At 66.3% G+C, this 13739-nt stretch carries 11 protein-coding genes; 5 read left to right on the top strand and 6 right to left on the bottom strand.

The annotated features are described in order from the left end of the window. Nucleotides 1-12 precede the first annotated feature (12 nt). Nucleotides 13-1761, top strand: a complete 1749-nt coding sequence (gene pabB / locus PMI15_RS10265; RefSeq protein WP_007867829.1) for an aminodeoxychorismate synthase component I — start codon at nt 13-15, stop codon at nt 1759-1761. A 6-nt stretch (nt 1762-1767) separates the two neighbouring features. On the opposite strand, the gene PMI15_RS10260 is transcribed toward pabB, so the two are convergent. Genes PMI15_RS10260 through PMI15_RS10245 form a run of 4 tightly spaced genes read right to left on the bottom strand, consistent with a single transcriptional unit; the run spans nt 1768 to nt 4942 of the window. Continuing rightward, nucleotides 1768-2127, bottom strand: a complete 360-nt coding sequence (locus PMI15_RS10260; protein ID WP_007867826.1) for a 5-carboxymethyl-2-hydroxymuconate Delta-isomerase — start codon at nt 2125-2127, stop codon at nt 1768-1770. A 43-nt stretch (nt 2128-2170) separates the two neighbouring features. After that, nucleotides 2171-3784, bottom strand: a complete 1614-nt coding sequence (nadB, locus tag PMI15_RS10255) for an L-aspartate oxidase (protein ID WP_007867823.1) — start codon at nt 3782-3784, stop codon at nt 2171-2173. Nucleotides 3785-3797: 13 nt separating this feature from the next. Beyond that, a complete protein-coding gene (locus PMI15_RS10250; protein WP_007867820.1) occupies nt 3798-4676 on the bottom strand; it encodes a ScpA family protein in 879 nt (292 codons plus the stop codon). A gap of 38 nt (nt 4677-4714) precedes the next feature. Beyond that, entirely contained in the window at nt 4715-4942 is a 228-nt protein-coding gene (locus tag PMI15_RS10245) for a DUF3460 family protein (protein WP_007867807.1), read from the bottom strand. 142 nt (nt 4943-5084) lie between these two features. Here PMI15_RS10245 and bamE point away from each other — a divergent pair, with 142 nt between their 5' ends. Then, nucleotides 5085-5606 (top strand): outer membrane protein assembly factor BamE, encoded by a 522-nt coding sequence (bamE, locus tag PMI15_RS10240; RefSeq protein ID WP_007867805.1) that lies wholly within the window; start codon nt 5085-5087, stop codon nt 5604-5606. Between the two features lie 6 nt (nt 5607-5612). On the opposite strand, the gene PMI15_RS10235 is transcribed toward bamE, so the two are convergent. Continuing rightward, nucleotides 5613-7286 (bottom strand): SulP family inorganic anion transporter, encoded by a 1674-nt coding sequence (locus tag PMI15_RS10235; RefSeq protein WP_007867802.1) that lies wholly within the window; start codon nt 7284-7286, stop codon nt 5613-5615. Between the two features lie 207 nt (nt 7287-7493). Here PMI15_RS10235 and PMI15_RS10230 point away from each other — a divergent pair, with 207 nt between their 5' ends. After that, the gene (locus PMI15_RS10230; RefSeq protein WP_238541102.1) at nt 7494-9296 is read left to right on the top strand and encodes a 7TM diverse intracellular signaling domain-containing protein; all 1803 of its coding nucleotides are present in this window, start codon (nt 7494-7496) and stop codon (nt 9294-9296) included. A gap of 27 nt (nt 9297-9323) precedes the next feature. On the opposite strand, the gene metG is transcribed toward PMI15_RS10230, so the two are convergent. Further along, nucleotides 9324-11402, bottom strand: a complete 2079-nt coding sequence (gene metG / locus PMI15_RS10225) for a methionine--tRNA ligase (protein ID WP_007867799.1) — start codon at nt 11400-11402, stop codon at nt 9324-9326. Between the two features lie 178 nt (nt 11403-11580). Between metG and apbC the strand changes: the two genes are divergently transcribed. Continuing rightward, nucleotides 11581-12672 (top strand): iron-sulfur cluster carrier protein ApbC, encoded by a 1092-nt coding sequence (apbC, locus tag PMI15_RS10220; protein ID WP_007867797.1) that lies wholly within the window; start codon nt 11581-11583, stop codon nt 12670-12672. A 22-nt stretch (nt 12673-12694) separates the two neighbouring features. Next, on the top strand, nt 12695-13636 hold the full coding sequence (locus PMI15_RS10215) for a LysR family transcriptional regulator (RefSeq protein WP_007867795.1): 942 nt from the start codon (nt 12695-12697) through the stop codon (nt 13634-13636). Nucleotides 13637-13739 lie beyond the last annotated feature (103 nt).

The following is a 13739-nucleotide window of genomic DNA, read 5'->3' as shown; positions in this document are numbered from 1 at the left end:
TGTTGGCCTGACGTGACGGGCAAGCTCTCCGCCCTCATCGATTTCGCCGACCCCCAACAGCCAGCGGGGCCGCGCCTGCGCCAGGCCTTTGGCGCACCCCGCGAAGTGCTGGTGGCGCGGCGGCCCGAAGAACTGCGCGCAGTGCTGGATGCCGCGCAGGCCGCGGCACGGCAAGGCGCCTGGTGCGTGGGCTATTTGCGCTATGAAGCCGCCCCCGCTTTTGATGCCGCGCTGCCGGTGCACTCGGCTGACGGGCCCTTGGCCTGGTTTGCCGTGCACGACACCGCGCTGGCCTGGCCTGATCCCGTACAAGAGGCCTCACCACTGCTTCAATGGCAGGAGGCGATGACGCGTCCCGCGTTTGAGGCCGCCCTGGCCCAGCTGCAGCGCGCGATTGCCGATGGTGAGTATTACCAGGTCAATTTCACGGCGCAGATGCGGGCTGCGCTGGATGGCGACGCGGGCAGCGCCCTGGCGCTGTTCCAGGCCCTGCAACGCGCCCAGCCGGGCGGCTACGCGGCCTTGATGGACACGGGCGATGAGCAACTGCTGTCGGTATCTCCCGAGCTGTTTTTCGACTGGCGCGAGGGACGGCTGCTCACGCGGCCCATGAAAGGCACGGCGCCTCGCGGTGTCAATCCCAAGGACGATGCCGCGCAAGCCGAGGCGCTGCGCAGTTCGGCCAAGGAGCGCGCCGAAAACGTGATGATCGTGGACCTGCTGCGCAACGACCTGTCGCGCATCGCCGAACCTTTCAGCGTGCGCGTGCCGCGCCTGTTCCACACCGAGGCCCTGCCCGCGGTCTGGCAGATGACCTCGGACGTCGAGGCGCGCACCCGGCCCGACTGCAGCCTGGCCGACGTGTTTGCCGCGCTGTTTCCCTGCGGCTCCATCACCGGTGCGCCCAAGGTGCGGGCCATGCGGGCGATTCATGCACTGGAAGCCGGGCCACGCGGTGTGTATTGCGGGGCCATGGGTGTGCTGCGGCCCGGCGGCGCGGCGACTTTTAATGTGCCCATACGCACTGTGAGCCTGCGTGGCCAAGAGGCCCGTTGCGGTATAGGCAGCGGCATCACCTCGGGTTCCGTGGCCCAAGCCGAGTGGCAGGAGTGGCGCCACAAACGGGCTTTTCTGGAGCGTGCCAGCATGCCTTTTGACATCCTTGAAACCCTGGCATTGGACGCGGGCCAACTGCGCCACCTCGATGCGCACCTGGCGCGCATGGCGGCGAGCGCCGCCCACTTCGGCCATCCATGGGATGCGGCGCAGGTCGATGCCTGCCTGCGGGATCTGGTGCAGGCGCACCCGCAAGGCCTTTGGCGCGTGCGCCTGCTGCTGGCCGCCGGCGGGACATTCAGCGCCCAGGCTTACGGCATGGAGCCCTCACCACCCCGGGTGCGCCTGCAGCTGGCCGAGCGGCCGCTGGACGCGGCGTACAGCGAATTTGTGCGCTTCAAGACGACACGCCGCGCCCACTACGACGCCTTTACGCCGGCCTCGCCGGAGGTGTTTGACTGCGTGCTGTGGAACGAGCTGGGTGAGATCACCGAATGCACACGCGGCAATATCGCGATGCGGATGGACGGCCGCTGGGTCACGCCGCCGCTGGCCTGCGGGCTGCTGCCTGGCGTGGGCCGCGCGCTGGCCTTGCGGGAAGGCCGGCTCAGCGAAGCCGTCGTGCGGGTGGATGAATTGGCAAGGGTAGAGGCCTGGGCCTTTGTGAACAGCCTCAGGGGCTGGATAGACGCCACCCTCGCCTGAAATGCCTTAAAGCTTTTCTTTGACATAGGACGCGCGGTCCATGTCCACCATCTCCACGCTCAGTTGCACCATCAAGCCCGCCGGCCGCGGCGTCAGGCGTCGCAGCACGCCGGCGATGCGCTCGCCCAAGTCCTTTTTGGCGTCAGGCGTGCGGCCCGACAGCAGGCGCAGCTGGGCATGCACAAAAGCGCGCGAGGCCGGCGCGGTGCCGATTTCAAAATTATCCAGCGCGACCAGCCGGGTTTTCAGGTCGGATTCATTCTGTATTTCAGGGCTGGCGGTAAGGGCCTGGTTCAGCGCCTGGAGCACTTCGGCCTTGGGAAAGCCGGCGAGGTTGCTGGAATATTCAACGGTTAAGTGAGGCATACGGGCTCCGGGTAAGAGTGGCAGGAAAAGGGTTCGAAAAGGCTCAGCTGCCAGGCGGCACCAACACGGTGGGGACGGCCTGTTCAGCGATGCCGGGGTAGTCGCGGCTGAAGTGCAGGCCGCGGCTTTCATGCCGGCCGTGGGCCGAGCGCACGATCAGGTCGGCCACCTGCACCAGGTTGCGCAGCTCCAGCAGGTCGCGCGTGACGCGGAAGTTGGCATAAAACTCCTGGATCTCGGCATCGAGCAGGGCAATGCGGTGCGCCGCGCGCTCCAGCCGCTTGGTGGTGCGCACAATGCCCACGTAGTTCCACATAAAGCGGCGCAGTTCGTCCCAGTTGTGTGAGATCACCACGGTCTCGTCGGCATCGGTGACCTGGCTTTCATCCCAGGCCGGCAGTGCCGGTGTTTCGGCGGCGGCTTCGGCCGCTATGGCGTTCGCGGCGGCGCGCGCCAGCACCACACATTCGACCAGCGAGTTGCTGGCCAGGCGGTTGGCGCCGTGCAGGCCGGTGCAGGCGGTCTCGCCGATCGCATACAGGCCGGCGACGTCGCTGCGGCCCTGCTGGTCGGTCATGACGCCGCCGCAGGTGTAATGCGCGGCCGGCACCACCGGAATCGGCTGGCGCGTGATGTCGATGCCGAGCTCGAGGCAGCGCTTGAGGATGTTGGGGAAGTGTTCCTGCAAAAACGCCGGGCTCTGGTGCGAGATGTCCAGGTAGACACAGTCCAGGCCATGCTTTTTCATTTCAAAGTCGATGGCGCGCGCCACCACGTCGCGCGGCGCCAGCTCGGCGCGTTCGTCGTGCGCCGGCATGAAGCGCCCGCCGCCGGCCGAGGGCGGCAGCAGCAGCTTGCCGCCTTCGCCGCGCACGGCCTCGGTGATCAAAAATGATTTGGCGTCGGGGTGGTAGAGGCAGGTCGGGTGGAACTGGATGAATTCCATGTTGCCGACGCGGCAGCCCGCGCGCCAGGCGGCGGCAATGCCGTCGCCGGTGGCGGTGTCGGGGTTGGTGGAGTAGAGGTAGACCTTGCCGGCACCGCCGGTCGCCAGGATGGTCTGGCCGGCGCCGAAGGTCAGCACCTGGCCGCTCAGGGTGTCCAGCACATAGGCGCCGTGGCAGCGCTTGCCGGGCCGTTTGAGTTGCCGGTCGGTGATGAGGTCGACCAGCATGTGGTGCTCGAACAGTGTGATGCCCGGCGTGGCGCGCACCTTTTCGATCAGCGTGCGCTGCACGGCCGCGCCGGTGGCGTCGGCCGCGTGCACGATGCGGCGCTGGCTGTGGCCGCCTTCGCGGGTCAGGTGCAGCTCGCCGGGGTGTTCGCCGTCCTCCGAAAACGCCACGCCCAATTGGCGCAGCCAGGCGATGGCCTCGGGCGCGCCCTGCACCACGGCCTGCGTGGCCGGCAGGTCGCACAGGCCCGCGCCCGCGACCAGGGTGTCCGCCACGTGCTGCGCCAGCGTGTCACCCTCGGCCAGCACCGCGGCCATGCCGCCCTGGGCCCAGGCGCTGGAGCCGTCGTTGAGTTCGCGCTTGGTGACCACCGCCACGCGCCGGCCCGGGGCGAGCAGCAGCGCGCAGGCCAGGCCCGCCAGGCCGCTGCCGATGATGAGGACGTCAAAGGCGTGCAGCGGCGGGGCCGGCAAGCGTGTCATGAAGGGGGAAGGTCTAGGCTGGGGTGTACGCCAGGCGCACGTAGATGGGCGCGAAGGCCTCGGCCTGCGTGACTTCCAGCAGGCCTTCCTTGGAGAGCTCCAGCAGCGCGATAAAGGTCACGACCAGCACCGGCATGCCGCGCGCGGCGTCGAACAGCTCCTCGAACTCCAGGAACTTGCGGCCCTGCAGCTTGCGCAGCACGATGCTCATGTGCTCGCGCACCGAGAGTTCTTCGCGGCTGATGACGTGGTGCTGCACCAGGCGGGCACGCTTGACGATGTCGCGCCAGGCTTCCTGCAGGTCGACCACATTGACGTCGGGAAATCTCGGCTGCAGCGACTGCTCGACATAGACCTGGGCGCGCAGGAAATCGCGGCCGAACTGCGGCACTTCGTTGAGCTTGTGGGCGGCGAGCTTGATCTGCTCGTACTCGAGCAGGCGGCGAACCAGTTCGGCGCGCGGGTCTTCGGGCTCCTGGCCCTCGGCCACCTTCTTGGGCGGCAGCAGCATGCGCGACTTGATCTCGATCAGCATGGCCGCCATCAGCAGGTATTCGGCCGCCAGTTCCAGGTTGGTGGCGCGAATCTCGTCGACATAGGTCAGGTACTGGCGCGTGACCGCCGCCATCGGGATGTCGAGGATGTTGAAGTTCTGCTTGCGGATCAGGTAGAGCAGCAAGTCCAGCGGGCCTTCAAAGGCCTCGAGGAAGACCTGCAGCGCATCGGGCGGGATGTACAGGTCGTGCGGCATCGCGAACAGCGGCTCGCCGTAAAGGCGAGCCAGCGCGACCTGGTCTATCACTTCGGGCATGTCCGTGCCCACCACGGGCTGCGCCTGGCCGGCGGCCGGCGGCAGTTCCTGGGGTTCAGGCGGGAAATGGGGCTGGGACATGAAAACAGCGGATGCGAGCGTAAAGGGCCGTGGCCCTTTTATTTGCCGTTGGGGTGGCTGCTGGTGCCGTAGACGTAGGGCTGCTGCGGCACGCGGGCTTCGCTGTACTCGGCCTGCTCGCTGCGGTTCAGGTTTTTGTCCCACAACAGGGCGCGTCCGGCGCGCTGCTCCGCTTCCAGCGTGGGCTTTTTGGCCTTGAGCTGGTCTATGAACTGCGTCGTGTCGGAGGTGTAGTCGGAGCGGCGGAAGATGTTGAGGAGGGCCATGGGGTCTAAACTGCCTGAAACGTATAGTGGGCTGATTTTACCGGGGTCTGCCATGCCTTCCTTGTTTTCACCTTTTTCGCCCTCTTTGCCGGCCCAAAAGGGGTTGTCGCCCGCTTTTTCATCAAGAAGGATGTTTGCCTGTATGGGTCTGCTCTCATTTGTCCTGGGCCTGGCGGGTTGCGACCCGCAGCGCATCGCCGAGCTGGAAGAAGGCGTGGCCACCGAAGCCGATGTGCGCGCCCGCTTCGGCGAGCCCGAAAAAATCTGGGATGCCGCCGACATGGCCGACACGCCCCTGCCCGGCGCGGCCGCGGCGCCGGGTGCCCGCACCTTTGAATACAACCGCCAGCCGCAGGGCCAGGCCAACTACATGATCACCATAGGCGCGGACGGCAAGATGAGCGCCCTCAGGCAGGTGCTGACGCCACAGAACTTCGAAAAAGTGCTGCCCGGCATGCGCATGGAGCAGGTGCGAAAAATGCTCGGCAAGCCCATGAAGGTCACGCCTTATGCGCTCAAGCAGGAAACCCACTACGACTGGCGCTACCTGAACCCGCCCAGTACCGCGCGCATTTTCACGGTGGTGTTTGATGCCGACCTCAAGGTCAAGGGCACGGCATCCGTCGATGAGGAAAGTATCAGCCCCAGCGGTGGCACGCGTTAACAGGCGCTAGACCATCTCGATCTTTGCCAGAAAGCCCGAGCGCTCCATCACGGCCAGCGGCTGCGCATTGAGCCCTGCGATGACCAGCCGGCCGCCGCGCAGGACGATGGCCTTGTGCAGTTGCTCCAGCACGTCCAGCCCGGAGGTGTCCAGCGATTGCAGCGACTGGACGTCCAGCCGCACCACCAGGCCCTTGGGTGCGCTCTCCACCACGGTGAGGATGGGGTCCAGCTTGGCCACCGCGCCGAAGAACAGCGAACCGTAAAGCTGAAAGCTTGCCGAGTCCGCGTCGCGCGAGACCTCGACCACCTGGAACAGGCTGCTCATGCGCCGTACGAAGAGCACACAGGCCAGGATCAGTCCGACCTGCAGCGCCACCGTGAGGTCGAACACCACCGTCAGGAAAAACGTGCCCAGCATGATGAGGCGGTAGTGGCTGCTGGCCTGGGGCAGGCGGGCGAACTCGCGCCATTCGCCCATGTTCCAGGCCACGTAGAGCAATATGCCCGAGAGCACGGCCAGCGGCACGTGCACCGCCAGCGGCGCGGCCGCCAGCACGATGAGGGCCAGCGTGAGCGCATGCACCAGGCCGGAGACCGGCGAGCTGGCGCCGGACCGCACATTGGTCACGGTGCGGGCGATGGTGCCGGTGGCCGGCATGCCGCCGAAAAAGGGCACGACGAAGTTGGCCACGCCCTGGGCCATCAGTTCCTGGTTGGGGTCGTGGCGCGGCAGGCCCGAGACCTGGTCGGCCACGCGCGCGCACAGCAGCGACTCCACCGCGCCCAGCATCGCGATGGTGATGGTGGGCGCCACCAGCAGGCGCACCGTCTCCCAGGAAAAATCAGGCAGAGCGAACGAGGGCAGGGCGCGCGGTATGCCGTTGAAGCGCGTGCCTATGGTTTCCACCGGCAGGGCCAGGAAATAGGCAAAAGCCGTCAGCGTGACCAGCGCCACGATGGGGCCGGGCATGCGCGAGGCCATGCGCGTTGCGCGCTTGAGCTGCACGCCCTCGACCGCCTGCATCAGCCGGATCAGGCGCATGGTGAAAAAACCGCCCGCGGCGCGCGCCTGTGTGTCGAACAGCCGGGGCCAGATGAACAGGCCCAGCAGACAGATGAGGCCCAGGCCCAGCGCATAGGGGTTGAAGCTGTCCAGGTGGTTGCCCAGGACCTTGATCTGCGAGAAAAAATCGGCCGGCATCTTGGGCACGACCAGGCCCAGCAAATCCCTGGCCTGCGACAGCGCGATCAGCACCGCGATGCCGTTGGTAAAGCCCACCACGATGCTGACCGGCACATAGCGCACCAGCGTGCCCAGCTTGAGCAGGCCCAACAGGAACAGCAGCACGCCGGCGCAGGCGGTGGCGATCAGCAGGTTGGCCAGGCCGTAGCGCTCCAGGATGCCGTAGACAATCACGATGAAGGCGCCGGCGGGGCCGCCGATCTGCACCGCCGAGCCGCCCAGCGCCGAGATCAGCGCGCCGGCGATGATGGCGGTCCAGATGCCGGCCTCGGGCTTGAGGCCGGAGGCGATGGCAAAAGCCATGGCCAGCGGCAAGGCCACGATACCGACGGTGACGCCTGCTCCGGCATCTTTCAAAAACCGTTCCCGCGTGTAGCCGGCGAGTGCTGAAAACAGGCGAGGGCGAAACGGCGCAAGGTAAGCGGGCAGGTGCATGGGCTTTGATTGTGGTGCCAGGCATGTGCCGGCGAGAAGTCCTGGACGTGACATTTTTCCATTGCCGGCAATGAAGAGCTTGGTTACAGTGAATGGGTCATTAGGTCAAAATACTTACTTTTACAGCCTTTCGCGGACTGGATAAGCTTTGGGGCTTCACGGCGCCTGGTTCCGGACTGTCCCAGCGTGCTTTTCCTGGAGAAGTGATTGCCCGGTTTTTTCGGTTTTTCGTGGATGCCCGGATGGCGCCTGCCGCGGCGGGTGGCCGCTTTGGCGGCGCTGTTGCTGGCGCAGGCCATGGCTATGGCGCAAGAATCCCCTGCTTCCCCGGCGGGGGAACCTTCCCCCGTCGAGCATCCCGCCGCAAGCCCTGCGGCCGTGGTGCCGGGCCCTTTCAAGGCCGGGCGCGGCGTCCTGGGCGAGGGCCAGGTGCTGGTCGACAGCGCGGGTACCCTCACTTTCGAGCAGGTACGCAGCAAGTTTGATGCCGGCGAAGGGCGTGCCGTCCAGCCCAGCGACATCATGCCCACCGGGGGCGGGGCGGCGCTGTGGTACCGCCTGGCCTTGCCGGCGGTCGCTGTGCCCACGCCGCTGATGCTCACCGTTCCCCACCCCAACATGGACAGCGTGGACCTGTACCGTCCGGCATCCGGCGGCTTGTGGCAACTGGAGCGGTCCGGTGACGCGGTGCCTGTCGCGCGGTGGCCGGTGCGCCACCTGACCCCGGCCTTCGAGCTCCTGCTGCAGCCGGGCGAAACCCGGCCCAGCTACCTGCGGGTGGCGCACAACTACCCCCTCAGCGTGCCCTGGGAGCTGTCCGACCCGGACAGCTTCCATGAACAGTCCAAGGAGTCGCACCTGCTGCTGGGGGTGTACATCGGGCTGGTCCTGCTGATCGCGATGATGAGCACGCTGCACGCGGCGTCCTGGCGCGACAGCATTCATCTTTTTTTCGCCGGCTATGTGCTGGTGGTGGCCACGGGCCAGCTGGCGCTGACCGGGCTGGCCGGGGAGTTTCTCTGGCCGGGCAACGCCTGGTGGAATGACTGCGCGCCGGTCGCCATGACGCTGGCCACCGCCGCGCTGCTGCACCTCTTTTTGCGCCAGATGGTGGTCGACCGTGACGCGCCCTGGCTGTCGCGCGGCCTGCTGCTGATGACTGTGCTCGGCGCGGGCATCCTGACGGCTTTCCTGGTGATGGGCAACAAGTCCTCCTTCAACCTGGCCACCCCTTATTACCTGGGCAGCATGGCCGTCTACCTCAGCGTGGCCGGCTGGTATGTCTGGCGCCGGCCCATGGTCGGCCTGTGGGTGCTGGCCGCCATGGTCTGCCTGACGGTGGGGTCGGTGTTCCCCATCCTGCGCACGCAGGGCATGCTGCCGCTGGGCACCGCCACGCAGTACGGCGCGCAGATAGGCGCGGCATTCGAGATCCTGCTGCTGGTGGTGGCCCTGTACCTGCGCAGCCGCGAAAAGCGCGACAACCAGGCCCGTGTCGGTGCCCTCACGCGTGTGGACCCCTTGACCGGGCTGGGCAATCACCGTGTGCTGCTGCAGCGGCTGGACGCCCTGCTGGTGCGCCAGCGGCGCGACCCCGGCGCGGGCGCGGTGATGCGCGTGCGGCTGGGCAACGCCATCGACATCCGCCAGAACTACGGCATGGAAGCGGCGCAAAGCGCGGTGGTGCAGGCCGGGGCCTGCGTGGCCGGCGTGGCGAGTGACGGCGACACCGTGGCGCGCCACCGCGACGGCGATTTTTTGCTGATCCTGCAGGGCCACCTCACGCGCGACGAGCTCACGCAGATCGCGCAGCGCCTGATCGCCCGAGGCCTGGCGGACAGCCCCAGCCTGCCGCCCGGCACCATGATGCAGTTCAGGATTGCCGTGGCCGAGGCGCCTTTCAATGCGCCCGATGCCGAGCAGCTGCTGCACGCCATGGGCAATGTGCTCAGGGAGCTGTCGGGCCGCTCCGGCACCGGCTTGCGTTTTATCAACGCGGCAGCCGGCTGAGGTCAGAGGCCCGATGCCGGGCGTGGCTCAGTGGATGCGCATGCCCGGCGTGGCGCCCGGCAGGGGTTCCAGCACGTAGATGCCGGGATGGGTCTTTTCATCGGCATGGCTGGCGGCCAGCACCATGCCTTCACTGATGCCGAACTTCATTTTTCGCGGGGCCAGGTTGGCCACCAGCACCGTCAGCTTGCCGACCAGGTCCTCGGGTTTGTAGGCCGAGGCAATACCGCTGAACACATTGCGCATGCGGCCTTCGCCGGCATCCAAAGTCAGGCGCAGCAGCTTGGTTGAGCCTTCCACCGCCTCGCAATTCACGATTTTTGCAATGCGCAGGTCGACCTTGGCGAAGTCATCAATGGTGATGACGGGTGCCAGCGCTTCGCCGCCGGGCAAATCCGCGGGCGTGGCGGGTACGGGTTCGGCTTGGGCCGGGGGTTCGAACAGCGCTTCGAGCTGCTTGGGGTCGACGCGCTGCATCAGGTGTTTGTAGTCGCCAATCACGTGGCCCTTGCCCAGCATGGCGCCGGCGTCGGCAAAACCCAGCGGGCCGACCTTCAGGAAGGCTTCGACCTGTGTGGCCAGCGCGGGCAGCACGGGCTTGAGGTAAATCGTCAGCAGGCGGAAGGCTTCAATGCACACCGTGCAGACGTCCTGCAGGCGCGCGTCCATGCCGGCCTGCTTGGCCAGTTCCCAGGGCTTGTTCTGGTCAACATAGGCGTTGACGCGGTCCGTCAGCAGCATGGTTTCGCGCAGGGCCTTGGCGAATTCGCGGCTTTCATAGAGCGGTGCGATGGCGTCTTTCGCCGCGCGCAGGGTATCCAGCAGCGCAGCGCCGTCGGCCGAGACTTCGCCGAGCTGGCCGGCAAAACGCTTGCTGATAAAGCCCGCGGCGCGGCTGGCGATGTTGATGTACTTGCCCACCAGGTCGCTGTTGACGCGCGCCATGAAGTCGTCGGCGTTGAAGTCGATGTCCTCGTTGCGCGCATTGAGCTTGGCGGCCAGGTAGTAGCGCAGCCATTCGGGGTTCATGCCCAGGCTCAGGTACTTGAGCGGGTCCAGGCCGGTGCCGCGGCTCTTGCTCATCTTCTCGCCATTGTTCACCGTGAGGAAGCCGTGCACAAACACGTTGTCGGGCGTCTTGCGTCCGCTGAAGTGCAGCATGGCCGGCCAGAACAGGGTGTGGAAGGTGACGATGTCCTTGCCGATGAAGTGGTACTGCTCCAGGCCGGGCGTGGCCATGTAGGCGTCGTAGTTCTCGCCGCGCTTTTCAAGCAGGTTTTTCAGCGAAGCCAGGTAGCCGACCGGCGCGTCCAGCCAGACGTAGAAATATTTGCCTGGCGCATCGGGGATTTCAATGCCGAAGTAGGGCGCGTCCCGGCTGATGTCCCAGTCGCCCAGGCCCTCGCTCTTCGTGCCGTCGGCGTTCTCGCGCACCGAGAACCATTCCTTGACCTTGTTGGCCACCTCGGGCTGCAGCTTGCCGTCCTGCGTCCATTTTTCGAGGAATTCCACGCAGCGCGGGTCGGATAGCGTGAAGAAAAAGTGCTCCGAGCTCTTGAGCACCGGCTTGGCGCCCGACAGGGCCGAGTAGGGGTTGATCAGGTCGGTGGGCGCATAGACCGCGCCGCAGACCTCGCAGTTGTCGCCGTACTGGTCTTTCGAGTGGCAATTCGGGCATTCGCCCTTGATGAAGCGGTCGGGCAGGAACATGCTCTTCTCGGCGTCGAAGAACTGTTCAATGGTCTTGGTCGCGATCAGGCCGGCCTTTTTGAGATCCAGGTAAATTTGCCGCGCGAGTTCGTGGTTTTCCGGTCCGTCGGTGGAATGCCAGTTGTCGAAGCTGATGTGAAAACCATCCAGGTAGGGCTTGCGGCCCGCGGCGATGTCGGCCACGAACTGCTGCGGTGTCTTGCCGGCTTTTTCGGCGGCGATCATGATGGGCGCGCCGTGGGCGTCGTCGGCGCCCACGAAGTTCACCGCATGGCCCTGCATGCGCTGGAAACGCACCCAGATGTCGGCCTGGATGTATTCCATGATGTGGCCGATATGGAAATTGCCGTTGGCATAGGGCAGGGCGGTGGTGACAAACAGGCGGCGCTGGGACATAGGGATCTTTTATGGGCTGGGTGAGGGCTAACCCGCGATTTTAAGTCTCAGTGAGCCCGGGCCGCTCCGCCAAGCCCCCAAGACCCCAGTGGGCGCCGCCACGGCGTTAGACTTCAGCCCAACCCCCGCGCCGCCAGAGCGCCGCCCCCACTTGACAGATTCACCGGAGTATTTCCCCATGTCCCTGGACCAACAGGCCGTCCTGAACGCCGTGCAAGCCGTGCTGGATCCCAACACCGGCAAAGACTTTGTCAGCACCAAGGCCTTGAAAAACCTGCAGATCAGCGGCAGCGACGTGTCCTTTGACATCGAGCTCGGCTACCCGGCCAAAAGCCAGGTCGCCGGCCTGCGCAAAAGCCTGATTGCCGCCGTCAAGGCCGTGCCCGGCGCCGGCAACGTCTCGGTCAACGTCGCGGTCAAGATCGCCAGCCACAGCGTGCAGCGCGGCGTGCAGCTGCTGCCCAACGTCAAGAACATCATCGCCGTCGCCTCCGGCAAGGGCGGCGTCGGCAAGAGCACCACGGCCGTCAACCTGGCCCTGGCCCTGGCGGCCGAGGGCGCCAGCGTGGGCCTGCTCGACGCCGACATCTATGGCCCCAGCCAGCCCATGATGATGGGCATAGAGGGCCGGCCCGAGAGCGTGGACGGCAAGAACATGGAGCCCCTGGAGAACTACGGCATCCAGGTGATGTCCATAGGCTTCCTGGTGGCCCAGGACGAGGCCATGATCTGGCGCGGCCCCATGGCCACCCAGGCGCTGGAGCAGCTGCTGCGCCAGACCAACTGGAAAGACCTGGACTACCTGATCGTCGACATGCCGCCCGGCACCGGCGACATCCAGCTCACGCTGTCGCAGCGCGTGCCCATGACGGGTGCCGTCATCGTCACCACGCCGCAGGACATCGCGCTGCTGGATGCCAAGAAGGGCATCAAGATGTTCGAAAAAGTCGGTGTGCCCATCCTGGGCATCGTCGAAAACATGGCGGTGCACATTTGCAGCAACTGCGGCCATGCCGAGCATATTTTCGGCGAGGGCGGCGGCAAAAAAATGGCGGCCGACTACAAGATGGACTACCTGGGCGCGCTGCCGCTGGACATGCAGATCCGTCTGCAGGCCGACAACGGCCGGCCCACCGTGGTGGCCGACCCGGACGGCGAGGTCGCCGGCATCTACAAGGCCGTGGCGCGCAAGATGGCCGTCACCGTGGCGGCCAAGTCCAAGGACTTTTCCGCCAAATTCCCGACCATCACGATCAGCAAGAACACCTGAAAAAGCCCGAGCGCGGCGCCCCATGAACCTGCTGGCATCCCTGCGTTACCTGGCCGCGCTCGACGAGCACAAACATTTCGGCCGCGCGGCCCAGGCCTGCCACATCACGCAGCCAGCGCTGTCCAACGCGTTGCGCGCGCTGGAGCGGGAATTCGGCACCGTCATCGTGCGGCGCGGGCGCAACTTCGAAGGCTTCACGCCCGAAGGCGAGCGCGTGCTGCTCAGCGCCCAGCGCATGCTGCATGAGCGAGAGCTGCTGCAGCAGGAGCTCGACAGCGGCATCGGCAAGCCGCAGGGGAGCCTGGCCATAGGGGCAGTGCCCACCGCCATGCCGGTGGCCGCGCGCTTTTGCGCCTTGCTGCAGGCGCGCTACCCGGGCATCTCGCCCACGGTGCGCTCCATGAGCTCCAACGAACTGGAGGCCGGCCTGGAAAGCCTGGCGCTGGACATGGGCCTGGGCTACACCGACCGGCTGCGCGCCAATGGGCCCAGCCTGCGCCAGATCAAGCAGTACACCGAGCACTATTTTTTCGTGCGCCGCGCCGCCAAGGCCAGCAAGGACCAGATGCGGATAGGCCCCAAGATCACCTGGGCCGAGGCCGCCAAACACCCGCTGTGCCTGCTCACGCGCGACATGCACAACCGCACCATCGTCGACAAGGCTTTCCAGGAAGCCGGCCAGGCCTGCGAGCCCGTCATCCAGACCAACTCCATCCTCACGCTGGCGCTGTCAGTGGCCGAGGGCAATGTCTGCACCGTGATGCCGGGCGCGCTGGTCGGCGCGGTGCGCGGCTACCGCGAACTCGAAGCCCTGCCCCTGGTCAGCCCCGAGGTGCGCACCACCATAGGCTTTATGGCCCAGGGCGGCGACCCATCCCGCACCCTGGAAGCCGCTCTAGCCCTCGCCCAGGACGCAGGCTGGCTGCGCCACGCCGCAGCTCACAGCGGCCTGCTCAGCGTCTAGCGCTCCACCCGACAACCTCCATGCGTAGCAGAGGGCTCCCCAAACCAGCAGGGGCCGCGGAACCGGCTTTGCCGGGCCGCAGGCGCAGCGGCCCCCTCGGGGG

Origin of the sequence: Polaromonas sp. CF318, from assembly GCF_000282655.1 — a bacterium.
In the GTDB taxonomy this organism is placed as follows: Bacteria; Pseudomonadota; Gammaproteobacteria; order Burkholderiales; family Burkholderiaceae_C; genus Polaromonas.
Note: the sequence above shows the minus strand (reverse complement) of the source record. Positions and strands in the feature narration are given on the sequence as shown.

Coding starts and splice junctions, on each gene's coding strand:
- PMI15_RS10260 (WP_007867826.1), bottom strand. CDS start 2,127: ATGCCTCACTTAACCGTTGAATATTCCAGCAACCTCGCCGGCTTTCCC.
- nadB (WP_007867823.1), bottom strand. CDS start 3,784: ATGACACGCTTGCCGGCCCCGCCGCTGCACGCCTTTGACGTCCTCATC.
- PMI15_RS10250 (WP_007867820.1), bottom strand. CDS start 4,676: ATGTCCCAGCCCCATTTCCCGCCTGAACCCCAGGAACTGCCGCCGGCC.
- PMI15_RS10245 (WP_007867807.1), bottom strand. CDS start 4,942: ATGGCCCTCCTCAACATCTTCCGCCGCTCCGACTACACCTCCGACACG.
- bamE (WP_007867805.1), top strand. CDS start 5,085: ATGGGTCTGCTCTCATTTGTCCTGGGCCTGGCGGGTTGCGACCCGCAG.
- PMI15_RS10235 (WP_007867802.1), bottom strand. CDS start 7,286: ATGCACCTGCCCGCTTACCTTGCGCCGTTTCGCCCTCGCCTGTTTTCA.
- metG (WP_007867799.1), bottom strand. CDS start 11,402: ATGTCCCAGCGCCGCCTGTTTGTCACCACCGCCCTGCCCTATGCCAAC.
- apbC (WP_007867797.1), top strand. CDS start 11,581: ATGTCCCTGGACCAACAGGCCGTCCTGAACGCCGTGCAAGCCGTGCTG.
- PMI15_RS10215 (WP_007867795.1), top strand. CDS start 12,695: ATGAACCTGCTGGCATCCCTGCGTTACCTGGCCGCGCTCGACGAGCAC.